We start from the raw sequence: 25,548 nt of genomic DNA on the forward strand, positions 1-25,548 counted from the left end.
GTAGGCAAAAGAGGTTCTATCTAAATTTTATAACAGAGTTGATTGGAGCGAAAGGTGCGAGACTCCTGCGGGAAAAGCGCGTCTAGGGGAGACCCCGCAGGCGCAAGCCGAGGAGGCTCCCGGACCGCCCGCGGAAAGCGAGTGCCTGGAGTGGAAATCAACGTTCAAATTGTAAAAGCCGTAAAAAGACTGTAGACAAACTCGATGAAAATCGAGTTTGTCTACAGTCTGCTGGATAGTCTCTTAGACTATCCATTTTTTCTTTGACCTGACGGAATAATTGATAATTATTTCCAAAACAAATATAATTTCTAGTAAAGGAATGCCTTTATTAAACGAAGGGAATGTAAACGACTTCAATGAAGAACAAATGAATAAAGTTATAGGGGAAAGGTTGGCGTTTTTATGAACAAATTATCTGTTGGCGTTTTTACTTTTATGCTGTATTTTGTTCCATTATCAAGTACTTCACCTGGTTCAGCAGAAGTAAAACCAGATTACAAGCTTTATGTGATGGCCCCATTGGGTGAAATAACAGATTGGAAGGCTTTTGAAGCAGAGCTGACACAGTTGAAGAAAAATGGAGTATATGCCATAACGACAGATATTTGGTGGGGATTAGTCGAAAGTAAAAAAGATAATCAGTTTGATTGGTCCTATTATAAAAAATATTCGGAAACCGTAAAAGCTTCCGGTTTAAAATGGGTGCCCATATTGTCTACACATCAATGCGGCGGTAATGTGGGGGATGATTGTAACTACTCCATCCCGAGTTGGCTCTGGAATAAAGACACTCTAGAAAACATGGCATTCAAGAGTGAAAGTGGTTTCTGGAATAAGGAGGTACTTGCTCCATGGTGGGAAGGTACAGCCGATCAATACAACGAATTGTATCAATCCTTTGCAGAGAACTTTGCTGATAAGGAGGATTTAATAGCTAAAATATATTTAAGTGCAGGACCAGCTGGGGAACTAAGATATCCCTCCTATCAAAATGCTGATGGCTGGGACTATCCTGAAAGGGGACAGCTACAAGTTTATACTGAAGGAGCGAAACGGGACTTCAGGCTTACCATGAGGGAAAAATATTCATCGATAAAAAAATTAAATGCTGCCTGGGGCAAAACGTATAAAAACTGGAATGAGATTCAGCCGCCAGGAGACGGGAATGAATTTTTCACAAGGGGCGGAGCAATCGATACACAATTTGGATATGACTTTATGCAATGGTACCAAGGAGCACTCGAAAAGCATCTTGCAAAAATCTCGAAATTTGCCCATAAACATTTTGATGAAGTCTTTGGCGTGCCAATTGGAGCTAAAATCTCGGGAGTACATTGGAAAATGAATGATCCAGTACTGCCGCATTCAGCAGAGTATAGTGCAGGGTACTATAATTACTCCCAATTATTGAATCAGTTTAAGAAATCGAATATGGCCCTCACGTTCACCTGTTTGGAAATGGGGGATCAAGACGCACAAACTGCACCATCCTATAGCGCTCCTAAAACGTTGGTGACCCATATTGCCTCATTGGCTAATGAAAAAGGAATTTCATTAAACGGGGAAAACGCACTCCCGCTGATCAATAATGAAGGGGGCTTTGACAATATAGCAGAAATGGTTTTTAACCATGATTTTGAGGGATTTACCTTGCTAAGGATGTCCTATTTATTCGACGATGAAGGAAAACCAACAAATGAGTTCAGGATGATGGCTGATAAATTGGAAGGCATGTCCATTCCAGTTACATTCACAGTTGAAAATGTACCTGCCACACATGGAGTTTACTTAATTGGGGATAGAGGCGAAATCGGCAGGTGGAATCCTGAAGATTACGAATATAAACTCACTCAAAGCACAGATGGCAGCTGGAGTGGAACATTCCGTTTAGCCGCAGATCGATTTTATGAATTCAAGTTCGTACTGAAAGATGAAAATGGAAATATCACTTGGCAAGATGGGGAAAATAATAGTTATAAAACTCCTTTGAATGGGGAAGGAAACTATAAAACTTCATGGTAGATGGATATATAGGGCTATTTGGACACGCTTTTCCCGCATGAGACTCAACACTTGTTCCAATCAGCTTTGTATTAAAATTTAGATAGAAACCCTGAGTAGATTTAATAAATTTGCGACACTCCTGCCGAATAACTGGCTAGCCGAGACCCCACAGACGCTTGCTTTGATGAGGCTTGGCAGACAATCGGCGGAAAGGGAGCGTTTCTCTGAAATCACCCGGAATGTTTTTTTGAGGGTTTTGCCTGAAGGCAACGTTCGAATTTTATAATATGACTAACTAAGTAGGCCTTGTGGGAAGAATATAAGGTATGGAAAGGTCATCACAAGTTAGGTTCATATTACAAATTCCAGAAGCCAAGTATTCTATTTACGTTCTGACTGCAATATCGGGGGAATATTATTTTAAGACTTAAATGATCTGTACTTACATTAAATAAACATGTGGACTATTTCTAGGACAAAACAACAGATAGGGAGGAAATGAAATAAATGAAGACAATGATTACATGGACAGGGGAAATGGCCTTTTCTGGCACAACTCCGTCGGGACACGAAATAAAGATGGATGCTGCAGAAGAAGTAGGAGGAAAAAATAGTGGAGCAAGACCCACGGAGTTACTTTTGCATTCTCTTGCCGGGTGTACAGGAATTGATATTGTAATGATTTTAAAAAAAATGCGATTTGAAACAAAGGCCTTTCAAATTGAAATAGAAGGGGCACGATCAGAAAATCATCCTAAGCGATTTACCGATTTTCATATCCACTATTTATTGGAGGGTGATCTGCCTGAAGATAAAGTGGTCCGTGCGATTCAATTATCCAAAAATACGTATTGTTCAGTATATCATTCATTAAATGCCGCTATTAAAATCAGCTATTCGATAAATGGTGTTAAAGGAAAACAAGAATTATGATGTAATGGCTTTAACTGATAGTTGTTTATACTTTTTCATATAAGAAAACAGCCTTCATCTCATAAGAAATGGAGGCTGTTTTCGACTGAAATGAATATCCTTTTTCATGGATAATCATCTTAACCAAAACGTGCAAACCTCAGAAAATGATCCCTCTACATGTTAAACCTAGGAGTATTCTTGAGAAAAAATCAATCTCCAAAATTGATTTTCCAGGTAACGAACTCCATTTTTCGGAAGGAAAGGATTTATTTAGTCAGCAAGTAATCAAAATGTAATCGTTTGTCATTGGAATACCCTTGATGTTAGGCTTTTATCCATATAAACTTTATATACTATTGAGGAGTGGTTAAGATGAAAGAGATAACAATTGACAAATTAATATTTAAAGATCATTTATCGATGATTGAACAATATTCATTGAAAGATTTCATGTTTAAGTGGCTCGGCAGCCCCGAAGAAGGTTTAGATGATCTTCTTCCGCTTAAATACACAGATCAAGTCTTTGCAAAAATGGAAACGACATTGGAGACAAAAATAAAGATCCACGGAGAAGAAACATTCAGGTATGTCACCATTACGGAAGATAATCAAATTGTAATAGGAGGCTTAGACTCTAATCAAGAGTTAAAGTTTAGAATTGTTTCCCTGGAGGAGCGTTTGAAAAGCTACTAAAACTTTAGACTAAGCCTTTTCAGACAGATAAATAATTAAGGCCGTTCCTTTTTATTTAAGGAATGGCCTTTTTATTTTTTCATCACGTTAAGAGCAGCTTCAAAACCATGTACTGCAACGAAAGTTATGATAGTTGACTTCTTTATATGCGCAATATTTTGGATTAATTTAACAAAATATAAACGATTAATGGTTTGTCTTAGTGTATTATAAAGTAATGAAGTCGATTAAATTACTAGGGGGGAATTGAGATGAGCGAGACGTTGGCAAGTTCGATAAAAACGCTTTTGAAAGAAACGTTTGAAGGACCGGGAAATGATGGGAGCTATTATACTGAATCAAGACAGAACACAGGGATTTTTGGGACACTTGATGGTTTAACCGCAGAAGATGCTTCACGTTCCATAAACGGATCAACAATAGCTGCTCACTCAGACCACATTCGGTATTATTTATGGGTGATCCGAACAATGATAAGTGGTGCAGACTTTGAAAAAGATTGGGACGCAAGCTGGACCATTGCTTCTGTTGATGAGGTGAAATGGGGGGAAATCAGGGAGGGATTACATAATGAATATGTAACTCTTTTCGAAGAAATCGATACAATCGATTTAGGAAAATGGCTGACAAATGTAAATGCGACCATTGCCCACTCGGCTTATCATCTTGGAGCGTTACGGCAAATGATAAAAAGCCTGAAATTTCAAAAATAGTTTAACATATTGAGGATTTTCCGCGGGCGGCCCGCTCGCGGCCCTCTTTGCGCCTTAAAGTCCCCCTTGGACACGCTTTTCCCGCAGGAGACTCGAACACCCTCCAATCAACTGAAATGTTATTTAAATAAAAAAATGCAGGTAAACTCGCTTTTCATTGAGTTTCTCGACCTAATGAAAATTACCTCATCCCAGACCTCTAGCTTGGCTGACAGTCGATGGAAGGGGAGCGGATTTCTGAAATCAACTGGATTGCTATTTTTAGGGTTTGTAAAATCTGATCGTTGATATCCATTTTGAAAGAAGTAATAGTGTAAAATTGCGCCTTGTTTAAGGGATGATGGGATGAGCTGTCGTTGATCGTGGCATGATGGATATGTCTATCTATTAAATTGTGTTTTTACTTTAAAATGAAAAAAGGAGTGAAGATATGAAGAAAGAAAAAGTTGATTTTCTTGAATTAAATAAGCTGTTAAATCGGGTTGAAAAACAGCATGAAGAGCTTCGGAAAGCAAAAGGAGAAGAAGGTCCTTATAAAGATCTAACGAAGCAAGATCGAGTCACTGTCTATACAAACGACAAACAAGCTATGAAGTTCTGGGAGGAATGAATAAAGTGATAAGAGCATAAGGAAAAACTGACCCCAACTAGGTTGTGGTCCTAGGCAAAGCCTAGTGTTTTAATGGGTACATGAATTCTTTACAGGTGAGCTGACATGGGGTACCTTATTTTTCTCAGGTGGGCTGATGACTATTTTTCTTAAAGTAACGTTCTTGCTGCATTAAAATGAATAAAATCACTTGAGGAAAATAAAGAAAATGTATTAGAGAAAAACGCTAAAATGTTTTAATACATTGTTCGTTTCTTCTTCCGTAATGCCGATATAACGCAGGGTAACGGTTGGATGAGAATGATGCGGAATCCGTTGCAACGTGGCTATGTCTTTCGTGACCTTAGCTCTTAGCATACTAAAAGCTAAGAGGTGACATTTTTCGTTTGAGGAACCTTATCAGGATATTCAAGTGAGATACCTCTTTTTAAGGCTGATTGTTCAATCAATCTAATTTCATGATACATAGCATTAGATAAGATTCCTTTTTCAATGTTCTTATTTATTTCATAAAAGAATCCAGTTAGTAATTCTAACGGTAGTTTATCGTAAAGTGAACTTTTTTCTTTCTCCATAAAGTCACCTCCTATGCCAACTATACAAAAAAGAAACATCAATTGAAAGCGTTTACCTTTATTGCGTTTTTATTAATATAACCAGCTTACAGCAATGAAAAAAAGGATTTCTTGGGAATGATGCAGGATCGAAGCTAGAGTTCCTGAATTTAAAGGTCAGATTCAAGCACGAGAAAAAGGTCTCGACTTATTAGACACTATTATGGAGGACATTAAAGAGGCAGGAAGGAACAGGCAGTGGATGAACAACGTCAAAATCTTCAGCTACAGAAACCAAAAAGAAGAAAAAATGGAAAGATGATAGGAATGAAAAATAACCCTTGTACCAGCCTTAAAGAGCATATAATCGCGTTCCGAACAATGGAGCTTCAGCACCCATTTCATATCTTCCCAATAAAATTTAGACCTTCTTAATCAGAAGGTCTAAATCTCAAACATAAATCAAAAATTATCTTACTATTGTTTATATTCAGTTTTAAGTATATAATTTAGAAAATTAAATGAATTTTAAAAGAGGTAAAAATGAAAACTTTGGAACGTTTTAGTCAGTTTGTTAGTAGTACATTTGCCATTTGGGTATTAATTTTTGCAACACTTGCTTTTTTGTCGCCAAATACATTTTCCTGGATTGGCGGATATATTACTATTTTATTGGGAATTGTCATGTTCGGGATGGGTTTAACCATTACGGTAGATGATTTTAAAGAAGTATTAACGAGACCAAAAGATGTGGCGGTTGGAGTCATTGGTCAGTTTGTTATTATGCCTACTCTTGCCTATCTTTTGGCTAAAGGATTTAATTTACCACCGGAGGTTGCAATAGGAGTTATATTAGTTGGATGTTGTCCGGGCGGAACTTCGTCGAATGTCATGACCTTTTTATCTAAGGGGGATGTGGCCCTATCTGTAACTGTTACGTCTATCACAACCATACTGGCTCCATTTGTTACACCTGCACTTATTTTATTATTCGCCAGCGAATGGGTTGATATCGCGCCAAGCTCTTTATTTATTTCGATTGTACAAGTAGTCCTCATTCCGATTATCTTGGGAATTATCGTTCAAAAATTATTTAAAAAACAAGCAAAAGCCAGTGTGAAAGTGTTACCGTTGGTTTCAGTAATTGCAATCGTAGCGATTGTATCAGCCGTTGTGGCTGGAAGCCAAGAAAAAATCGCTGAAACAGGATTACTGATTTTTGCGGTTGTTATTTTGCACAACACACTTGGTTATATTATTGGGTACCTATTTGCCAAACTATTTAAAATGGATTTACCAAAGAGAAAGGCCATCGCAATCGAGGTCGGTATGCAAAATTCGGGATTAGGGGTTGCTCTGGCAGCTGCTCATTTTTCACCTTTAGCAGCCGTACCAAGTGCCATCTTCAGTGTATGGCATAATATTTCAGGCCCCATTTTGGCAACCATCTTTAGACGTATGAAAGATAAATAAGGAACAAGCATTGAAAATTAACTAAAGCTATATAAACCAAATATAAAATGAAGAAAATGCAATCATAACTCCCGCATTTTCTTCATTTTTTTAAGTGGAAAATACTTTGTGCAAGATCATGTAGCCTCAGATAAATAAATTTACAACGTTAAGGAAATTTCATTTTCCCTTTACCAAAAAAAGTGAGTAATTGGAAACAATACAGCCTATGACCTAAAACCTCGTGTATCTCGGCACCTCCAAAAAACCCCCAAGTACTGTAAATTCTTCAGTATCCGGGGGTTACTTAGTTTTTATAGGGATTTATCCTGTTTTCGGTTAATCTACAACATTTAACTTCTCGAAGGATTATTGTGTGTAAAAACGCTAAAATGTTTTCAATACGTTGTTCGTTTCTTTTTACGTAAGCCGAATATAACGCAGGGTAACGGATGGATGAGAATGATGCAGGATCCGTTGCAGCATGGCGATATCCTTTGTGACCTTGTAAAACCAATAGCCAAACGTTTTTCGCAAAGTATGGTTGCCGACATGTTCCACGCCAGCGAACCAGGCACAACAGCAATTTAACCAATTGGGAAATCAGCAAGGGCAACAACAATTTGGTCCCAAAATGGGACAGCAAAACCAACTACAATAATGTAAATTAGCTATTAATCCGAACATGTAAGTAATTAGTATCTCCTTATTCAATTTAAACAATAAATTCCATCTGTTTTTTATAATTTTTGGATTCGGCTAAATTGGAACCTTATTTGTATTGTTAAAATATATATATTTTGAGTGTTAGTTCAAAAACCTTAATTATTGTCTATTTTTATTTTTATGTGTAACTATTTTTGTTCGAGAATAGTTACCTTTTTTGTGTCCTTATTTAAACGTAATGTTCGACTTGCGAAATAAATATGGGATATAAGTGAAAAATACAGTTACTATATTGACCAAATTTAAGGATTCCATGACCCTTGTCAGTCTTTAATAAGCTCTACAGGGCTATTTGTCGTACTTATTCTGCCCACCAACTGGTTTTACTTCTTCCTATAAGATTTCTATCAATGTATAATTTAGGAATTACATAATCTAAAACTGCATTTGATTTTTCGTCTAACGTATATTTAGTCAAAAAAACTGCACTCCAATTGTTAGATGGTGTCTAACAATTGGGGGGCAGTTCAATATCAAAACATTCCATTTAACATACTACCAATTACTCCAAAAGGAATTTCATCGCAGCATTTCTTCTTGCAACAATCATGGTGATGGTCTTTATCGCGGCGTTTTTTCTTCTTACCACAATCATGGTGGTGGTCGTTATCGCAGCGTTTTTTCTTCTTACAAGACATAGAAATATCACTACTTTCTATTATTTATTTGCTATCAATATATGCAAAGCAGATAAAAAAGGAAGTACTCTTGTCCATATTGATAAAAAATTTTGTATAGCGATCAATAACTATCGCGTAGAGGAAATGCATAAAATCCTGCATGTTTTTATCTGTTTTAGGCTGGTACGTTTAAATTAACCCCATTCGCTTACATTCCTGTATTTTCTTTTTACTTGTCACATCAGCTAAAATACTGTACTGTTCGTCCAAATACAATTTATTTGGTTCGGATTTAATCGATAGACGCTTATCATTAGTAATCATCTTTTGCCAATAGCTAGAACCATCCACAAAAGTAACTTTGCAGTTTCTTATAGTTGATTTTTGGTAGTGGTAAAAAGCTTGGTTGCTACCTTCACTAGCTAAGGGCATTTTCATCACGCTTGTGTAGCCTTCTTCTTTTTCCATCTCACAGCCACCTCTTCAAAGTAAAAAAAGACCACCAGCGATTAAGCAAGTGGCTTGTCCCTTAGTTATCTTTATTTTATGAATCTGTAATTGCCTTTGCTTGGGTTACGTTCATAACCCCCCTATCCCTAACAGGTAGTTCATGAAAGAAGGCATAAAAAAGAACGGCTGTTAGGCCGTCCATTTAAGGTGCAAGAAAGTCTGTGAAGTCCCATTCTAGTTAGGGTTGACTAATAGTTCATTAAATGAATCCTAAATCACAAAATAAACTGGATGAAAAAAAAACTCCATTTATTATAGATACATAGGTTACTTGCCCAAGCAATCGTTGATTTTATTTAATACGATAACATTGTAACGACAATATGAAATATAAAACTTCATATTCAAAAAAAGTTACAAGAAAGGATTAGGATATATGAGAGATCATTTAGAATATTGGAAAAACCTGACTAAGGACGATAAGGGGGATAGTGACCATAAGTCAAAATGTGAACATAAAAACTCTTGTGGGTCTTGTGGGCATCATGACAAGTCTGCTTGCGACTGCAACTTTAGAAGTATCAAAAAAGTTCCAAAATTAAACAGCGACTGTATTTTAGTTAATTCAGTTGTAGGCTCAAAAATGGTACAAAAGGTTGCAGAAATAACACTTCCTGCTCTTGATTTTGGAGTTGTAGATATTGCAAATATTGTTTCGATAGCTGTTGTACCGAATTTAGCTGGTATTACCCATAACGTCAGGGTCATTCGGGACAAAGTAGTTAACATTGGGCTTATTCCTGTAACTATTACCATAACGGTACTTGATGGTGGGGTTCCTGTTGTTCTACCCCTTATTACAACTTCTATACCATTCCAGGAGCATACAGATTTTCCAGGTGCTTGCCCTGAGGATATAGTAACAGAATCCCCATTTGTAGTAGAAGGGATCTTTAATCAACCAGGAGTACCAATCATTGACGCCGGGCTTATTACTCTTACAGGTATTTTAATCAAGGTTGTACTTCGCACTACAATCACAGTAACTCGACCGGTTATTGTGGATTCACATGGTGGCATTTGCGACGCAAATGACCGTCGTTGTGAAAGCCCGACAACTCCACCTACTTTCACTTTTCCTGCTCCACCAACGACAGGCGGCCTTTAGGCTAGTTAAGTCCTCTCCAAATGGAGAGGGCTTTTTATTTAAATAGACGAGAACAACTCCAATTACTCCAGATGCGTAATGCAAGAGACCTAAGACTAACTCTTACGAATCGACCAGGAACGGTAAATCCGAAGTTCTATTCTTTTTTCCTAAAAGTATAAATAGCAACCGTTTGTATATAAAACGGTGGCTATATTTCATTGCTAAAAGCGATTCCAAATTTTCTTTAAATCTAATGGTACGAATACTTTATCCTTATGTATGATGAGGTGTGGAAGGTATGAATACTTAACTCTTCTTTTTTATGCCTAGCTGGGTTTATTCCTAAAAAATTTCTAAAGTCTTCAGGTAACCGCATCACACTAACTCCTTTTTTCTTTTTTTAAGTAATCTTTCTTAATATATCCATTAAGAATAACTTTATTTCTAATATGAGCGATTGCAAAATGTATTGTTTATCCTTATAAATAAGGTGGTTCTGGAAAATGGATGTTATTTTATGAAGTGATTTATTTATTTTATTTTGTTCCAAAAAATATGTGAGTCCGAATTGTATATACAAAGTTCAAAGAACGTTCGTAAACCTTTTTTTGTACTTAACCGAATGTTAAAACTTGCGTTTCGTAAAGAAATGATATCGTTTGTTGAATGTATACTTTTATGAACGCAGGGACTTTCATTAAGATATAAAATGCCATCTTTGGGTTCAATAACAGTTCAGATAATATAAAATCAGAAACAAGCAATTATTATAAAATTTAATTTCGTTTATTCCCTGTGAAAACTAGACAGTATCCAAGCGAGCAAATGACCCTGAAAAAGCGGTAGCAGCTGAACCGGTAAAATCCTATTTATTAAACACAAAATCTTATAATTAAGTCACTCAATTGGATTCGGACAATACATAAGGTTTTGAATGTACGATAAATCACATTATCTTACATTCAAACTAAAGTGAAAAAGTACACTTAATGAAATGACAGGGTAGGGTAGTTTAGTGAACAAGAAAATATGAGTGAGATTGTGTTTAGTTATTGAGGGAGGATAGTTGTAAAAGGATTTAATAAGTTTGAAGCTTAATCTATTGCACAAATAATTAAAGAAGCAACCTATATACTTGATGAAAGGAGTATAAAACAAATACGGTGATGTCAATAATAAAATTGACAGGACACCAATTAGTGTCATATAATAAAAGACACCAATTGGTGTCCAATTAAAAAGGGGGGGGTGATTTTGAACGAGAAAAGTCAAGATCGTGATATTTATGTAGCTATCGCAGACTCAACAAGACGTAAATTGTTAAGTTTGTTGGCAGACGTGGAAGAATTGCCACTCAATGAGTTGACCATTCATTTTGAAATGGGTCGTACTGCAGTTTCAAAGCATTTGGCAATCCTTAAAGAGGCTGGTCTCGTAATAAGCAGAAAGGTCGGCAGGGAAACACGTTATCGACTGAATGCTGCTCCGTTGAGAGAAATTGAGGAGTGGGTATCGTTTTACAGAAGATTCTGGAGTGAAAGAATCTTACTTTTAAACCAAATATTACAGGAGGAACCAAATATGAATTTAACAGTATCACAAGATTTTAATTTTAAGAGCCCGATCGAGAAGGTATGGCTCGCCTTAACGGATGCCAATACTCTTACGAAATGGGTAATGGCTAATGATATTAAACCTGTCGTTGGACATAAATTTCAGTTTCGGAATGAACAGTGGAATTTAATTATTGATTCCGAAGTTCTTGAAGTGGAGGAGCCTTATAAGTTATCTTACACTTGGGTAGGTGGTGGGATAAACACTACAGTCACATGGACATTAAAGCACGAGGACGGAACAACTTACTTACATCTTGAACAAACAGGATTCGAAAAAGAAGATCAAGCGTTCAATGGTGCGATATATGGTTGGGCGAAAATGGGCGAAGATCTTAAAAAAGTGTTAGGGGAAATGTAAGATCAAACTTCTGAACCTTTTTTAGTATTTAGCTAACGTATAGGAAAAAGCAAACTGCTCGGAAAGAGGAGTGTTACGTGATGACAAATAGTAGAATGAATCCTAAGGTTGATGAATTTTTAAGTAAAGCTAAACAGTGGAAGGAAGAATATGAGACGTTGAGAAATATCGTTCTTGACTGTGACCTGACCGAAGAATTTAAATGGATGCATCCCTGTTACACGTTTGAGAAAAAAAACATAGTTTTAATCCATGGATTTAAAGAATATTGTGCGCTTTTATTTCACAAAGGTGCCCTGTTACAGGATGCCCATGGGATTCTAATCCAACAAACGGAGAATGTACAGGGGGCACGCCAGATTCGGTTCACCAATGTTCAAGAAATAGTTGCAACGGAAACCATTCTGAAAGCCTATATCCATGAAGCCATAGAAGTTGAAAAAGCCGGTTTGGAAGTTAATTTTAAAAATAATACAGAATTCATAGTTCCAGAAGAACTTCAAAATAAATTCGATGAAATCCCTGCCTTGAAAAATGCTTTTGAAGCATTGACCCCGGGACGGCAAAGAGCATACATTCTTCATTTTTCTCAACCCAAACAATCCAAAACTCGAGAGTCAAGAGTTGAAAAGTGCATGCAGAAAATTCTCAATGGAAAGGGATTAAAAGATTAATAAATTAATCCAATTTAAGATATTACCTCACTTTGCGTTCATCCGCCCTCTTTTTTTAGATCGCAGTAACCACTCAAACAAATAATCTAAAATGGATACCATAAGCGATCCGTAGAGTATAAGAAAACTACCGTGTAATAGGCTTACGCATTCCACCTAAGAAAAGAAAGATACTGCATACAAAAGTGTACCCCTTGGCTTTTTGCTGAAAGGTACGCTTTTCCTGAACTAACGGGTGCTTATCTTGAATAAGGTTTAAGCAATGTTCTTCATTAATACCATCTTATAAAAATATAGTCGTATTCCATTATAGGACACTTTAATGGAGTAACAAAAAAGCTCCTTTTCTCAATTTTAATACAAAGAAATGGGGCTTTTTATTCTGGAATTTCGATTTAGGATAATGGCTGTCAATTGTAAATGCGACCTTTGCCCACTCGGCTTATCATCTTTAGCATTTACGGCCAATGTTAAAAAGCCTTGAATTAGAAAAATAATTTAACATATTGAGGGTTTGTAAAATGATTGGAACACAGGGTACTCGCTTTCCGCCTTGTTTTAGAATTGTTTATACTTTGTGTATTTTTCCTGTTTTAAGAAACACTGACTAGATTGAAGAAATTTGCGATACTCCTGCTGAATTTCTGAAATCAACTGGATCTTTTTTTTAGGCAAACCTAAAACCCAGAAAGGTTACTGGGTTTATATTTATTTCGTTAGACAGAATCCCACACCTTTTTGTAGGTAATTGTTAGATTGTGTCAGATTATATTAAGAAATCTTTACATTTTAAAGGGTTCAAGTCCTGATTGGAGAAGTATATTATCATGGTGTTTTTAGCCGAGAAACACTGACTGCAAAGATTTTGATACAGAAGGAGGACTCTTAATTAAAAAGCAGCTGTTTATAATAAGTATATTTTGCTTGATAGTCTTTGTTCAAACGCTTTGGTCTCCCGCTGTTTTTGCTGAACAAAAAACCTTTATAATTGCAGGAGAAAGTGCTCTTCCTCCATTTTCATTTGAAAATGAAGCTGGTGAGCTGACAGGCATCAATATTGATTTAATGGAGGAAATAGCAAAATATAATGGCGTAGACTTCAAATATATTCCGATGGTGATGGAAGAAGCGGAAAAAGCCTTAAGCAACGGAACAATCGATGCAATTGTTGGAAGTACCTATAATACCGAAAAAGATAACCAACTTGATTTCACTCAATCCTATTTTACAATGTCCCAATCAATAATCATTCCAAGTAAAAGGAAACAGGATATTCATACGTTAACGGATCTACGTGATTCACATGTTGTTCTTGACCATAACACTTCAGTAATCAGCACATTTCTCAATATGAGAAATACAAACTTAACGACCGTTTCGAATCAATACTCGGGTATTTTAACATTATTGAACAACCGTGCAGAAGTATTCATCGGAAACAAATGGACTGCAGACTACTATTTGAAAAAATTCCGCCAAGAAAAGAATTACATCATTCTCGATGAGGTCATTGAACCCGCGGATTATACGGTTGCAGTGAAAAAAGGGAATCAATCGCTTCTTTTCATGATGGACAATACACTCACAGAACTTAAAGCAAACCGAAATATCAATGGGATAATCGATAAATGGGTCATGCCACAATCCAATCAAAAAATTGCCAGGCTGGAGCAATTCATATTCTGGTTGATTATCACCTTAACTGGAGTAGCCCTTATCCTTCTAATCATTTACATATGGAATCAAAAGCTAAAAAAATCCGTTCATAACCAGACGATGAAATTACATTTATTAAATAAGGATTTAGAGAAACAACGGCAAAGCATCGCTAACGCTGAAGCATTCAAAGATCAAATCTTAAACAATATCAATAATGGCATCATAACATTCGATCTCGATTTCATGATTACCAGCTGCAATGCAAAGGCAGCGGACATTCTCAACATTTCCAAGGAAATGATTCTGAATCTTATGAATCATTCGCAATTAATGAAGAATTTCGAAGCTTTCAACCTAGAGCAAAATGATAATAATCGTACGGGATCATTTCGAATCTTAGTATTTAATGAGGAAAATGAACAGAAGGTGATCTCATATTCGATGCATAAGATGTTCAATTCTAAAGATATACAAACCGGATACTTGCTTTCCATGAATGATGAGACGGAAAAGAAAACATTGGAGAAAAAATTGATCACACAAGAAAAGCTGCACGCTCTTGGTCAACTAGTTGCAGGTGTCGCACATGAAATAAGGAATCCTTTGACATCGATTAAAACATTCATTGATTTACTTCCGAGTAAATATGATAATCCTCAATTCCGACAAGTTCTAATGGAACACTTGCCTACTGAAGTAAACCGTTTGAATGCGATTGTTACCGATTTAATTGAATATGCACGTCCGCGACCGCCAAATATTACAAATTGCCGCGCTTATGAACTAATATCATTACTTGCTTTTCATAAGGTGACAATGGAAAAAAAACAAATAAATTTCGAGCAGACGATTGAGGAGGACCTTATTTTTTATATAGATTTACAACAAATTCAACAAGTACTTCTTAACTTGGTGTTGAATTCGATTCATGCCGTTGAAGAAACAAAGGAAAAGACCATTAATATCACCATTGATAAAGAGAATGAAAAGACAGGGCGGATTACCATATCCGATACGGGGAAAGGGATGAAACAGAAGGAACTGAACCATATTTTCGAACCTTTTTTCACAAATAAAGAAAAGGGCGTCGGTTTGGGACTTACGTTATCATATAGGTTAATTAAAGAAAATAACGGAGATATCCATGTGAAAAGTTATCCTAATTCAGGAACGAAATTCACCATTTTACTACCTTTATATGTCGAATAGAAGCCTGGAAAGAGGAGGAGTATTATGAAAATGCATGTATTGGTGATCGATGATGAACCTGCCATTTGCACCGCACTTAGCTTTGCATTGGAAGATTCCTATCAAGTCGTGACAACTACTGACCCGGATGAGGGTCTTCGAAAGATCGACAAACAGCACTTTGATATTGTGTTACTTGATCTGAGAATAGGAAATAAAAGTGGACTTGATGTCCTACAGAAAATCAAACAAATAACACCTAACGTGACAGTCATCATGATGACTGCCTATTCATCCATTGAAACTTCCATCGAGGCCATAAAAAAAGGCGCCTACTACTATATTGAGAAGCCAATTAATATAGAAGAACTTTCTTTGCTCTTGATGAGGGCAGCCGAATTCAAACAGATGTCCAATCAATTGGAGACATTACATGAAGAATTAGAGATTCAAAAGGGATTTGGTAACTTCCTTGGTAACAGCAAGGCGATGCAGCGTATTTTCTCAATGATTGAAAGAGTGAAAGATATTGATTCCAGTGTTCTTATCACGGGAGAAAGTGGTACTGGTAAGGAGCTTGTAGCCCGAAACATCCACACGCTGGGAAGAAGGAAAAACAATCCCATGCAGATTGTCAATTGTGCAGCAATTCCTGAGATGCTGCTGGAATCTGAACTGTTCGGTTATGAGAAGGGAGCATTTTCCGGTGCAACACAGAGGAAGGAAGGGAAATTCGTTGCTGCTAATGGGGGCATCCTCTTTCTGGATGAGATTAGTGAAATGCCCCTACCTCTTCAAGCCAAATTATTAAGGGTATTGCAGGAACGGGAAGTGACGCCTCTGGGATCCAATACAAAAATCTCATTGGATGTCCGTATTATAAGTGCAGCCAATAAAAACCTGGAACAAATGGTGATGGAAGGGGAATTTAGGGAGGATTTGTATTTCAGGCTAAATGTAATTCCCATCTCGATGCCGCCTTTAAGAGATAGAAAAGAAGATTTACCGATCCTTATGGATTATTTTATAAAAAAGCACGCTAAGGATATGAATCGTGAAGAAAAGACGTTCTCGGCAACCGCACGTCGGATTTTACTGGATTATCATTATCCTGGGAATGTCCGTGAGCTGGGTAACATTATAGAATATGCTGTTGCCCTATCAAACTCGAAAAGAATGGAAGAATCCGACTTGCCGCAATATGTTCAAGAACAGAAGTTCATTCTCCATCCGGATGGCAATGACGATGATTTTAACAGTTTCAGGATTCCCATTGGCATTTCCATGAAAGAGATAGAAGAAAAAGTCATAACGGCCACTCTTCAATACTGTAAAAACCATCGGCAAAAAACAGCTCAAATCCTAAAAATTTCTGAAAGAAGCCTTCGAGATAAAATCAAGCTCATTTCAAAAGGAGAATAACAGACTCATCGTGTTAATCGGCAATTTTTTCTGGATAACCGGAAAAAATTGCCGGTTTATACTTGTATAACATCCAAGGAATCGGCAGGATTTGCGTGTTATAGCAGAAAATCGCCTTGGCATGGTATTTGCATCTAAATTCATTAAGAAAGGAGGGCCACGATGAAGAATGGAACACTCTTTATAAAAGTCGCTTTGTTATTTTGTTTCATGACAGGATGTTCTTTTATGAATGAGCAGCAGGAAATATCTAAACCTGCTTCTACCTTGATTCAGAGGCAACTAACTTCTGAAGGACAGGATCTAAATAATAGGCTGCTAATCATTGCAACCGGAGATATGACAGGTGTTTATTTTTCATTAGGACAAAGATTATCAAACATGTTTGAAAAATATAATGGAGCTGTGTCAGGAACCCAGGTAACGCATGCTTCCATCGAAAATACTGAATTGGTTAGCCGCCAACGGGCAGAAATTGGTTTTACCACAGTGGATGTACTTGATTTGCCTGAAACGGATAAATCCAAGTTAAGAGCTTTAACGGCCCTATATTCCAATTATGTACAAATTGTTACTACTAAACAAAATGATATTGATTCCTTGGAAGATTTAGTTGGTAAACGCATTAGTGTGGGAACGGCAGGAAGCGGTACAAGGCTTATTGCAGAGCGGATACTGTTGGAATCTGATTTACCGACCGATCAATTGAATTTATCCTATCTTTCTTTTTCTCAATCTGCAGAAGCATTACGAAATGGTACCATCGATGCAGCTTTCTTTTCTTCGGGAATCCCAAATAATGAAATCGCTTTCATATCCAGTCAGATGGAACTATCTTTCATTCCAATACCGGGAGACATCATTGAACGACTTCAAAAACAATATGGGGTTTATACTCATGATGAAATTCCCAGAGATACATACAGAGGAATGGAAAAAAATGTCCAAACGATTTCAATTAAAAATGTCCTGGTAACCTACAAGGAAATGTCTGACCCTCATGCATACAATCTTGTGAAAACATTATATGAACATCTGCCTGAACTGCAGCATACACATCCGGCCGCTTCTGATATTTCAATAGAGGAAGCAACCAAACAAGTTCCACTCGATTTTCATCCAGGAGCCATGAATTATTTTACCGAACAAGGAATTATTGATAATCAATGAAAAACGGGAGGCAATGATTATGAAAAAACTGATGAGTCTTTTATCTATAATAGTATTGATCGCTCTTGCTGGGTGTGGTAATCCTACTCCGCAAAAGCCGGGGGAATCCGTACAAACGAGTACAGGCGAAAAAGGAGAGAAAAAAATAACGATAGCCGGTAATGGAGGTGTCATTGAAAGTGCCATCCGAGATGTGATTGCACCAAAGTTCAAAGAAGAAACGGGAATCACTGTTAATTATATTTCCGGTTTATCAGGTGAAATCCTATCCAAAGTGGAATTACAGAAGAACGCTCCGCAAATAGATGTTGCCCTATTTGTACCAGTTGATGTAATTCGCGCTAAGGAGAAGGAACTGATCGTACCAATTGATGAGTCCAATGTTCCCAATATGAAATCGGTGGACCCACGTTTCATTCCGATTGAAAAGGCGGCCGCTCCAGCATTCGGTTTAGTCATTGCACCAGCTTATAATACGGAAACCTTTAAAAAGAAAGGGTTAAAATCAATTGACTCATGGAATGATCTTGTCTCTTCTGAGTACGAGGGTAAAACGGCATTTTCAGATATTACGAATGATTGGGGCTTTAATACCCTTAATGGTCTGGCGATTTCAAACGGCGGCAGTACGGAAGACATGGAACCAGGTCTTGAAAAGGCAAAAGATCTTGCAGCGTATTCCAATACATTTTATAAAAACTCAACGCAAATGATGCCAGCGATCCAACAAGGAGCTGCTGACGTAACGGTCATGGGAAGTTATTCCATAGGTGAACTAGCCGTTTCAGGTATTCCGATTAAGATGGCCGTGCCTAAAGAAGGCGTGCCGCTTCAAGCTTTCAGCGCGGGTCTAGTGAAAAATACGCCTAATAGCGAAGAAGCCCTAGAATTCATCAACTATGTAATCAGTGAAGAAGCGCAAGCATTAATTTCCGAAAAAGGATTTTATCCGACAGTAGAAGGCATGAAAATCCCAGAGAAATATGAAGAGTCAATCGGCCTTAAAGCAAGTGATAAAACATTCAAACCTGATTTCGCCAAGTTTGCCGAAATCCGTGCCGAGGTGTCAGATAGATGGGCGAAAGAGGTTACTCCTGAATTAGGGAAAAAACTCAAATAAAAGGAGCGTGTTGATCACATGGAAGTATTAAGAAAAGATGTGGAAATGAATAGGCAGCACCTGGAGGCAGTTCAGGGGCTTGGATCAAATAAAAATGATGTAGAGATAAAAGGCGCGTTTAAACAATTTGGAGCGAATGTTGTCCTGAATGGCATTGATCTGGAGGTGAAACAAGGAGAGTTACTCACTCTTCTTGGGCCTTCCGGGTGCGGAAAGTCAACAACCTTGAACCTCATTGCAGGGTTCCTCGATGCAGATCGGGGCGAGGTCCATATTAAGGGCAATAATGTTACGAAGGTTCCGCCCTATAAGCGGGATTTAGGAATGGTTTTTCAAACTTATTCGCTTTTCCCTCATATGACAGTCTATGAAAATCTCAGTTTTGGCTTGAAACTGCGCAAGGTCGGTAAAGCTGAGCAAAAAAAGAAGATAAGTAAAGCGCTTGAATTAGTGAAAATGTCAGGATTGGAAAATCGTTATCCAAAGGAATTATCAGGAGGTCAGCGTCAGCGTGTAGCGATTTCCAGGGCACTTGTAGTGGAACCGGAACTTCTTTTGCTTGACGAACCGCTTTCAAACCTTGATGCAAAGTTGCGCCATGAACTCAGGGCAGAGATAAAGCGTTTGCAAAAGGAAATTGGCGTAACGACCATTTTTGTGACCCATGATCAAGAAGAAGCTCTTTCCATGTCTGATCGAGTCGTGGTCATGAATGCAGGGAAAATTGAACAAATCAGTACTCCGACTGAGATTTACAATCATCCCAAGACCGAATTCGTCTTTCAATTCATCGGGAAATCGAATTGTTTTGAAGGGAATGTGTCTGCTATAGATAAGCGGAAAGTTTCAGTCAAGATCGGGCCTGATATCACTCATGTCGACGCAAATAACATCATGGGAAATGATCGTGATTTGAAAACCGGTGATGAGGTGAAGCTTTATATTAGACCAGAAAAAATGCAAATTGTTTCTGCTGATGAAAAATCTTCATCTCCATTGGATTTCCATCATGCTAAGATCAGTCAAATTAACTATCTTGGTACCTCATGGGAAATCAATGTTCTATTACAGGGGAAAAGTATTCAAGTATTGACTTCCGCTTACGATCCATCATGGCAAAATGGAAGTGAGGTGTTGATAGGATGGAGCCCATCAGAAGTTATGCTAGTCAAGAAATAGAACAGGAAACGAATCCTATTGAGCCGCAAAAGCAACCTAAAATCAAGAAAAGGAAAGTCTGGATGCCAGGATTACTCCTATTAACGCCGATTCTGCTTTTCATATTTGGTTTCTTTGTCATACCGATGTTGTACATTTTATATTTAAGCTTCATATCCACAGATAATCTTGGGGGAGCGGATGCTGTTTATAGCCTAAAAAACTATACACAATTATTTTCCGATAGCTATTACTTATCTTCTTTATGGCTGACAGTGAAGATCAGTTTATATTCGGTCATGGTTGCTTTATTTCTTGGATATCCGGTAGCTTTGACGATGGCCAAAAGTTCAGCGCGGATCAGGGGGTATATCACTCTCTTGATCGTGTCACCGCTCTTGGTAAGTATAGTTGTCCGTAATTTTGGCTGGTACCTCTTGTTATTGCCTAACGGGACGATTAATCAAACCTTGATGGCCCTTGGCATAATAGATGCACCATTGAAACTACTGTTTTCGGAAATCGGAGTTGTGATTGGGCTATCCAATGCATATCTTCCTTTTATGATCTTATCCATCGTTGCAAGTCTTTATAATATTGATCCTTCTCTGGATAAGGCAGGAGCGATACTTGGGGCAAGCCCATTCAGAAGGTTCTTTTCGATTACATTGCCGCTAAGTATCCCTGGCATCGTATCTGGCTGCATTCTCGTATTCAGTTTGTCAATGAGTGCTTATGTAACGCCTGCACTGATGGGGGGAGCCAATGTGCCCGTGATGCCTGTTGTCATCTATGATCAAATAAATAACCTGCTGCATTGGACATTCGGATCTGCTCTTTCTTATATTCTATTAGCAACCACTGTCATATCAGTGGCCGTCTTTACCAGAGCGTTTGAAAAAGGGAAATTCAAGGAGGTATTCCGATGATGAAAACATTTGGCGGCCTGCGGGTTGCCGTTGCCGTATTGGCCATTATCTATATCTTGATCCCGCTCATTGTCGTTATTCCCGCTTCTTTTACAAGTGCAAATTATCCAAGTTTTCCGGCTGAAGGCTTCTCACTGCAATGGTATGCCAAGATCTTGGAGCGTCCTGAATTTTTGGAAGCCTTTTTGAACAGTGCGAAGTTCGCAGCATTAGCTGCCCTTTTCTCCGTCATATTCGGAACTTTCGGAGCACTTGGCATCGCAAAGTATGATATACCGGGAAAATCGTATATTACGGCCCTTTTAACTTCTCCATTAAGTGTGCCGCAATTAGTCTTGGGGATTGCACTTTTGATGTACTTTACACCCATGATGCTTGCCGGTACGTCTACAGGATTTTTAATTGCCCATATCGTCATTTGCATACCATATGTTATGCGGCTCGTATTAACCGGTTTAAGTGGATTTGATTATAATCTCGAACGGGCCGCGGCCATACTTGGAGCGAATCCACTAACAGTATTCATGAAAGTGACACTGCCGCTAATTGGATCCGCGGCCATCTCAGGAGGATTATTCGCATTTTTGACATCATTTGATAACGTAACGGTCTCTCTCTTTATGGTATCACCTGAAATGAGAACGCTGCCGATCGAGATTTTCTCGCAAATGCAGGATGCCTACAATCCAATCGTTGCATCCGTGTCAAGCGTGGTTATTTTCATATCAGTCCTTTTAATCGTCATACTTGAAAAAATTCAAGGTGTCGGGAAAGTTTTTGGCGGTTCCCATCATACTAACGGTTAAAAACGATATGAATGATGTGACAAACGATCATGCTGGCTAAGTTCTGATTTTTTTCGAAGAAAACTCATCTGTATGTTCCATTCAAATGATCCAAACACCTTTTGGCAGCCAGTAGTGGAGCCGTTAGAACAGGGACAGAAGGATTAACCTGCTTTGCAATATGTTCCATACTATATTGTGAAAGCAAAATCACTTCTGTCTTTCCATCCAATTGTTCCACCATCTTTTTAACCCGATCGTCATGTTCCTTTCTTTTTCCTTGTGATAATAAATGGATGATCCCGGGATCCACCAATGACTCGATCAAACAATCGGGATTCTTATTTAATAAGTAATTTTGAAGGGCGATCGGCGTTTCTTTTACGGTTGAAACCAGGCCCATGCTAGAATCGCGAAGCGCTTCATCAAGCATGGCCTCATCTGAACGAAATAACTTTACAGGGTATAGGGGTTGTAATATTGCAGTGATGCCATTAAAGGCAGAGCAAGTAAGTTGGATGCATGAAACGTCAGAATCATAGGCTATATTCACTAATGCAGAAAAGCGGCGGATGATTTCCGGAGTTAACTTGCCGCTCTTTTCCATCAAGGCGAGAAGACCCGTGTCCATGAAATGAAGGAGTTCAATGTTCGGAGCAATAGACTGAAAGGCCACTTCAATTGGTTTTAGTGCAGTTGTGGTTGCGTGAATCAATGTGATTTTCAAAAAAAACCTCCTTTTTTCTTCATCATTATATCTAGCAAAATCATAAAGTTCCATAATATTACATACTGATATTTCTTTTACAATTCATTATTAAAAAAGGAAGTGAGAAGCATGGATAAAGAAGCCTTGGACGATCTTAGTCAGGTAATTCCAAATGACAGAATGTTCCTTGATTTGGCAGAAAGGTATTGTTATAGCTATGACGCATCTTTTGGGGAATATTTACCTGAAATCGTTATACAGCCAAAAAACGCGGAGGAAATCAGTGAAGTGGTTAAATTGGCTAACACTCACAAAATACCTGTTTACCCTAGAGGCTCCGGAACTTCGCTAAGTGGCGGACCTTTACCTGTAAAAGGGGGGATGGTTCTTGATATGACCCTTTTACGGGAGAAATTGATCATTGATCGGGAAAATATGCTTGCGATTGTCTCTCCTGGTGTGATTACGGCAAATATCCATAAAAAGGCTGAAGAATCCGGCTTGTTCTATCCGCCGGACCCAAGCAGTTCCAATGTTGCCACTATAGGCGGGAATCTATTGGAAAACTCCAGCGGGCCGAAGGGATTGAAATACGGAACGACAAAAGAATATGTGATAGGCCTGGAGGTGGTCACCCCGACGGGAGAAATCATTCGTACTGGCGGAAAGACCGTGAAAAATGTAACAGGGTATGATTTGACCCGATTGATCGTAGGATCGGAAGGTACTCTGGGCATCGTTACAGAAGCAATCATCCGCTTGATACCAAAACCTCAATCTATACAAACTTTTGTCGCCCACTTCAATCATTTTATAGACTCTGGCCATGCCATTACCAGCATTTTATCGTCAGGAATTCTACCATCTGCCCTTGAATTGATGGATAATGCGTGCATCCGTGCTGTAGAAAGCTATCGGCCATCAGGGTTGCCCCTTCAGGCAGAAGCCATTTTGATCATAGAAATAGATGGTCACCCATTGGCAATTGAGGAAGAAATCAATAAATGCGCCGATATATGCAGGGCGGAGGGTGCTTCCTACGTCAAGATAGCGGAGACAGAGGAAGAACGCCAAACTATTTGGAGTGCGCGTAAGTTGGTTTCCCCGGCCATTACACAAATGGGTCCTACTAAAATTTCTGAAGACGCGACCGTTCCACGCAGTCAAATACCGGCGATGATGGAGAGATTAAACAATATCCGGGAAAAATACGGGTTGAACTTGGTTGTATTCGGCCATGCAGGGGATGGGAATCTACATCCGAACATCATTACCGATAAACGAAATATTACGGAAATGAAAAAAGTGGAGCTGGCAGTCAGTGAAATCTTTGAAGCTGCAATCGAACTAGGCGGAACGCTTTCAGGGGAACATGGTATCGGTACTTTAAAGTCACCATATATGGAAATGGAATTAGGAATAACAGGGGTGAGTATGATGAAAAAAATAAAAGAGGCATGGGATCCCAATAATATCCTGAATCCAGGAAAGATTTTTCCTGATAAGGGCCAGACAAGGGTCGTGTTGGTTACATGAGCCTACCTGTTAAAGCGAACGAGACAGCGATCGAAAATTTATATTCAGATGCCTATGATTGGACAAACCAATGCGTAAAATGCGGTTACTGTTTACCAGCATGTCCTACCTATGAATCAATGGGTGTAGAATCCGCCTCTCCACGCGGTCGAATCAATCTAGTGAAAATGGCAGCCGAAGGGAAAATTGATTTCCAAAAAGATTTAGCTGAACCAATCGACCTATGCTTAGGCTGTCGTGCTTGTGAAACCGCATGTCCTGTTGGTGTACCATACGGACATATACTGGAAGCGGCAAAGGAAGCCGTTGAAAACTCCCCATCAGCAAACAAAAAAAATAAAATGACCATGATCAAAAAAATGGCATTGGTACATCTTTTTCCATATCCAAAACGTATGAACAGGATTGGAAATGCAGTACAGCTCTATCAAAAAACGGGATTATCAAAGCTTATCCGGACATCGAATGTACTGCAAAAGATTTCCCCTGCCCTTGCACATTTAGAACAAGCACTACCTGCCATCGAGTCGTCCTCCAAACGAATCCGGACAGGTACGATAATGCCGGCAAAAGGGGAAACGAAATTAAAGGTGGCATTTTTTGCTGGGTGTATCATGGATTCCATGATGTCACGAATAAACCGTCTTACCATTGAGCTGCTCACCATAGCGGGCTGTGAGGTCATTCTCCCTGAAAATCAGAATTGCTGCGGTGCCCTGCATTCCCATCAAGGTGAAACAAAACAAGCGAAAGCATTGGCAAAGAGGAATATCCAAGCCTTCATGCAAACAGATGCTGATGTAATTGTAAATAATGCAGGAGGCTGCGGCGCTTCGCTTCTCGAATATGGCCATCTATTGGCAGATGATCAAGAATGGGCTGGGGCGGCAAGGGCTTTCTCGGAAAAATCAAAAGATATCAGTCAAATCCTTCATCAATTGGGACCGCTTCCCTTTACTGAAGAATGGCAAGGCATCGTTTCTTATCAAGATTCATGTCATTTACGCAATGTTCAAAAGGTGCAAAAGGAACCTCGTTTAATATTGCAATCGATACCAGGTGTTACCTATGTGGAAATGGAAGGGTTTGACCGTTGCTGCGCATCTGGAGGCATTTACAATCTTCTCCACTTTGATGAATCCATGAAGATTCTTGATGAAAAAATGAAGAGCCTAAAAGAAACGAAGGCCGCAACCGTAGTGACGGTTAACCCCGGCTGCCAAATGCAAATGAGCATTGGCATCCAAAGGGAGGGAGCAGCAAACCAAATGAAAAGTATGCACCTTGTTGAAATACTTGCCAAAGCTTGCGGCTTGGATTGACAAAATTGATAC

21 protein-coding genes and 2 pseudogenes are annotated in these 25,548 nt (G+C 38.5%); 19 read left to right on the top strand and 4 right to left on the bottom strand.

Translation table 11 applies throughout. The annotated features are described in order from the left end of the window. The first annotated feature begins 405 nt into the window (after positions 1-405). From J7E52_RS14505 to J7E52_RS14525, 5 genes are all read left to right on the top strand, one after another. A complete protein-coding gene (locus J7E52_RS14505; RefSeq protein WP_214747681.1) occupies positions 406-2,025 on the top strand; it encodes a family 14 glycosylhydrolase in 1,620 nt (539 codons plus the stop codon). A gap of 489 nt (positions 2,026-2,514) precedes the next feature. Further along, on the top strand, positions 2,515-2,940 hold the full coding sequence (locus J7E52_RS14510) for an OsmC family protein (protein WP_214747684.1): 426 nt from the start codon (positions 2,515-2,517) through the stop codon (positions 2,938-2,940). Between the two features lie 354 nt (positions 2,941-3,294). Then, positions 3,295-3,615: a hypothetical protein gene (locus tag J7E52_RS14515; RefSeq protein ID WP_214747687.1), complete on the top strand. Its 321-nt coding sequence runs from the start codon at positions 3,295-3,297 to the stop codon at positions 3,613-3,615. Positions 3,616-3,866: 251 nt separating this feature from the next. Continuing rightward, a complete protein-coding gene (locus J7E52_RS14520; protein WP_214747690.1) occupies positions 3,867-4,328 on the top strand; it encodes a hypothetical protein in 462 nt (153 codons plus the stop codon). A 430-nt stretch (positions 4,329-4,758) separates the two neighbouring features. Continuing rightward, positions 4,759-4,938 carry a hypothetical protein gene (locus tag J7E52_RS14525; protein ID WP_214747693.1) on the top strand — a complete coding sequence of 60 codons (180 nt, stop codon included), beginning with the start codon at positions 4,759-4,761 and terminating at the stop codon, positions 4,936-4,938. A 365-nt stretch (positions 4,939-5,303) separates the two neighbouring features. Here J7E52_RS14525 and J7E52_RS14530 read toward each other — a convergent pair whose 3' ends face one another. Next, a complete protein-coding gene (locus tag J7E52_RS14530) occupies positions 5,304-5,513 on the bottom strand; it encodes a hypothetical protein (RefSeq protein ID WP_214747695.1) in 210 nt (69 codons plus the stop codon). A gap of 522 nt (positions 5,514-6,035) precedes the next feature. Here J7E52_RS14530 and J7E52_RS14535 point away from each other — a divergent pair. Next, on the top strand, positions 6,036-6,965 hold the full coding sequence (locus tag J7E52_RS14535; protein WP_214747698.1) for a bile acid:sodium symporter family protein: 930 nt from the start codon (positions 6,036-6,038) through the stop codon (positions 6,963-6,965). Positions 6,966-7,364: 399 nt separating this feature from the next. Here the strand turns inward: J7E52_RS14535 and J7E52_RS14540 are convergent. Together J7E52_RS14540 and J7E52_RS14545 are read right to left on the bottom strand one after the other, a co-directional pair. After that, positions 7,365-7,514: pseudogene (locus J7E52_RS14540) on the bottom strand (tyrosine-type recombinase/integrase); the annotation flags it as partial. Between the two features lie 965 nt (positions 7,515-8,479). Further along, positions 8,480-8,758 (bottom strand): hypothetical protein, encoded by a 279-nt coding sequence (locus J7E52_RS14545; RefSeq protein WP_214747704.1) that lies wholly within the window; start codon positions 8,756-8,758, stop codon positions 8,480-8,482. A 418-nt stretch (positions 8,759-9,176) separates the two neighbouring features. Here J7E52_RS14545 and J7E52_RS14550 point away from each other — a divergent pair, with 418 nt between their 5' ends. The 11 genes and pseudogenes from J7E52_RS14550 to J7E52_RS14595 all read left to right on the top strand — a co-directional run bounded on the left by J7E52_RS14550 (position 9,177) and on the right by J7E52_RS14595 (position 21,990). Continuing rightward, positions 9,177-9,908 carry a hypothetical protein gene (locus J7E52_RS14550; RefSeq protein ID WP_214747707.1) on the top strand — a complete coding sequence of 244 codons (732 nt, stop codon included), beginning with the start codon at positions 9,177-9,179 and terminating at the stop codon, positions 9,906-9,908. Positions 9,909-11,138: 1,230 nt separating this feature from the next. Beyond that, a pseudogene (locus J7E52_RS27005) lies at positions 11,139-11,378 on the top strand (ArsR/SmtB family transcription factor); the annotation flags it as partial. A gap of 93 nt (positions 11,379-11,471) precedes the next feature. Then, a complete protein-coding gene (locus tag J7E52_RS27010; protein WP_286197793.1) occupies positions 11,472-11,864 on the top strand; it encodes an SRPBCC family protein in 393 nt (130 codons plus the stop codon). Positions 11,865-11,944: 80 nt separating this feature from the next. Then, entirely contained in the window at positions 11,945-12,538 is a 594-nt protein-coding gene (locus J7E52_RS14560; RefSeq protein WP_214747713.1) for a YdeI/OmpD-associated family protein, read from the top strand. Between the two features lie 924 nt (positions 12,539-13,462). Next, a complete protein-coding gene (locus tag J7E52_RS14565) occupies positions 13,463-15,406 on the top strand; it encodes a transporter substrate-binding domain-containing protein (RefSeq protein ID WP_214747716.1) in 1,944 nt (647 codons plus the stop codon). Positions 15,407-15,430: 24 nt separating this feature from the next. Continuing rightward, complete coding sequence (locus J7E52_RS14570) at positions 15,431-16,807, top strand: sigma-54-dependent transcriptional regulator (RefSeq protein ID WP_214747719.1); 1,377 nt, start codon at positions 15,431-15,433, stop codon at positions 16,805-16,807. 162 nt (positions 16,808-16,969) lie between these two features. Continuing rightward, entirely contained in the window at positions 16,970-17,977 is a 1,008-nt protein-coding gene (locus J7E52_RS14575; protein WP_214747722.1) for a TAXI family TRAP transporter solute-binding subunit, read from the top strand. Between the two features lie 19 nt (positions 17,978-17,996). Continuing rightward, complete coding sequence (locus J7E52_RS14580) at positions 17,997-19,097, top strand: ABC transporter substrate-binding protein (RefSeq protein ID WP_214747725.1); 1,101 nt, start codon at positions 17,997-17,999, stop codon at positions 19,095-19,097. 45 nt (positions 19,098-19,142) lie between these two features. Continuing rightward, positions 19,143-20,276, top strand: coding sequence for an ABC transporter ATP-binding protein (locus J7E52_RS14585; protein ID WP_214748094.1), 1,134 nt, complete (start codon positions 19,143-19,145; stop codon positions 20,274-20,276). Continuing rightward, a complete protein-coding gene (locus J7E52_RS14590) occupies positions 20,240-21,184 on the top strand; it encodes an ABC transporter permease (RefSeq protein ID WP_214747727.1) in 945 nt (314 codons plus the stop codon). The genes J7E52_RS14585 and J7E52_RS14590 overlap by 37 nt, the downstream gene beginning before the upstream one ends. After that, entirely contained in the window at positions 21,184-21,990 is an 807-nt protein-coding gene (locus J7E52_RS14595; RefSeq protein WP_214748097.1) for an ABC transporter permease, read from the top strand. Before J7E52_RS14590 ends, J7E52_RS14595 begins: the two co-directional genes overlap by 1 nt. Before the next feature lie 64 nt (positions 21,991-22,054). On the opposite strand, the gene J7E52_RS14600 is transcribed toward J7E52_RS14595, so the two are convergent. Continuing rightward, entirely contained in the window at positions 22,055-22,696 is a 642-nt protein-coding gene (locus tag J7E52_RS14600; RefSeq protein ID WP_214747730.1) for a hypothetical protein, read from the bottom strand. Between the two features lie 111 nt (positions 22,697-22,807). On the opposite strand from J7E52_RS14600, the gene J7E52_RS14605 reads away from it, so the two are divergent. Then, entirely contained in the window at positions 22,808-24,214 is a 1,407-nt protein-coding gene (locus J7E52_RS14605) for an FAD-binding oxidoreductase (protein ID WP_214747733.1), read from the top strand. Further along, entirely contained in the window at positions 24,211-25,536 is a 1,326-nt protein-coding gene (locus J7E52_RS14610; RefSeq protein ID WP_214747736.1) for a (Fe-S)-binding protein, read from the top strand. Before J7E52_RS14605 ends, J7E52_RS14610 begins: the two co-directional genes overlap by 4 nt. Positions 25,537-25,548 lie beyond the last annotated feature (12 nt).

Source organism: Bacillus sp. ISL-34 (genome assembly GCF_018613325.1).
Classification (GTDB): Bacteria; Bacillota; Bacilli; order Bacillales; family DSM-1321; genus Peribacillus.

What these genes read in the sequence shown, in the direction of transcription:
- J7E52_RS14505 (WP_214747681.1), top strand. Translation starts at nt 406, where the DNA reads ATGAACAAATTATCTGTTGGCGTTTTTACTTTTATGCTGTATTTTGTT.
- J7E52_RS14510 (WP_214747684.1), top strand. Translation starts at nt 2,515, where the DNA reads ATGAAGACAATGATTACATGGACAGGGGAAATGGCCTTTTCTGGCACA.
- J7E52_RS14515 (WP_214747687.1), top strand. Translation starts at nt 3,295, where the DNA reads ATGAAAGAGATAACAATTGACAAATTAATATTTAAAGATCATTTATCG.
- J7E52_RS14520 (WP_214747690.1), top strand. Translation starts at nt 3,867, where the DNA reads ATGAGCGAGACGTTGGCAAGTTCGATAAAAACGCTTTTGAAAGAAACG.
- J7E52_RS14525 (WP_214747693.1), top strand. Translation starts at nt 4,759, where the DNA reads ATGAAGAAAGAAAAAGTTGATTTTCTTGAATTAAATAAGCTGTTAAAT.
- J7E52_RS14530 (WP_214747695.1), bottom strand. Translation starts at nt 5,513, where the DNA reads ATGGAGAAAGAAAAAAGTTCACTTTACGATAAACTACCGTTAGAATTA.
- J7E52_RS14535 (WP_214747698.1), top strand. Translation starts at nt 6,036, where the DNA reads ATGAAAACTTTGGAACGTTTTAGTCAGTTTGTTAGTAGTACATTTGCC.
- J7E52_RS14545 (WP_214747704.1), bottom strand. Translation starts at nt 8,758, where the DNA reads ATGGAAAAAGAAGAAGGCTACACAAGCGTGATGAAAATGCCCTTAGCT.
- J7E52_RS14550 (WP_214747707.1), top strand. Translation starts at nt 9,177, where the DNA reads ATGAGAGATCATTTAGAATATTGGAAAAACCTGACTAAGGACGATAAG.
- J7E52_RS27010 (WP_286197793.1), top strand. Translation starts at nt 11,472, where the DNA reads ATGAATTTAACAGTATCACAAGATTTTAATTTTAAGAGCCCGATCGAG.
- J7E52_RS14560 (WP_214747713.1), top strand. Translation starts at nt 11,945, where the DNA reads ATGACAAATAGTAGAATGAATCCTAAGGTTGATGAATTTTTAAGTAAA.
- J7E52_RS14570 (WP_214747719.1), top strand. Translation starts at nt 15,431, where the DNA reads ATGAAAATGCATGTATTGGTGATCGATGATGAACCTGCCATTTGCACC.
- J7E52_RS14575 (WP_214747722.1), top strand. Translation starts at nt 16,970, where the DNA reads ATGAAGAATGGAACACTCTTTATAAAAGTCGCTTTGTTATTTTGTTTC.
- J7E52_RS14580 (WP_214747725.1), top strand. Translation starts at nt 17,997, where the DNA reads ATGAAAAAACTGATGAGTCTTTTATCTATAATAGTATTGATCGCTCTT.
- J7E52_RS14585 (WP_214748094.1), top strand. Translation starts at nt 19,143, where the DNA reads ATGAATAGGCAGCACCTGGAGGCAGTTCAGGGGCTTGGATCAAATAAA.
- J7E52_RS14590 (WP_214747727.1), top strand. Translation starts at nt 20,240, where the DNA reads ATGGAGCCCATCAGAAGTTATGCTAGTCAAGAAATAGAACAGGAAACG.
- J7E52_RS14595 (WP_214748097.1), top strand. Translation starts at nt 21,184, where the DNA reads ATGAAAACATTTGGCGGCCTGCGGGTTGCCGTTGCCGTATTGGCCATT.
- J7E52_RS14605 (WP_214747733.1), top strand. Translation starts at nt 22,808, where the DNA reads ATGGATAAAGAAGCCTTGGACGATCTTAGTCAGGTAATTCCAAATGAC.
- J7E52_RS14610 (WP_214747736.1), top strand. Translation starts at nt 24,211, where the DNA reads ATGAGCCTACCTGTTAAAGCGAACGAGACAGCGATCGAAAATTTATAT.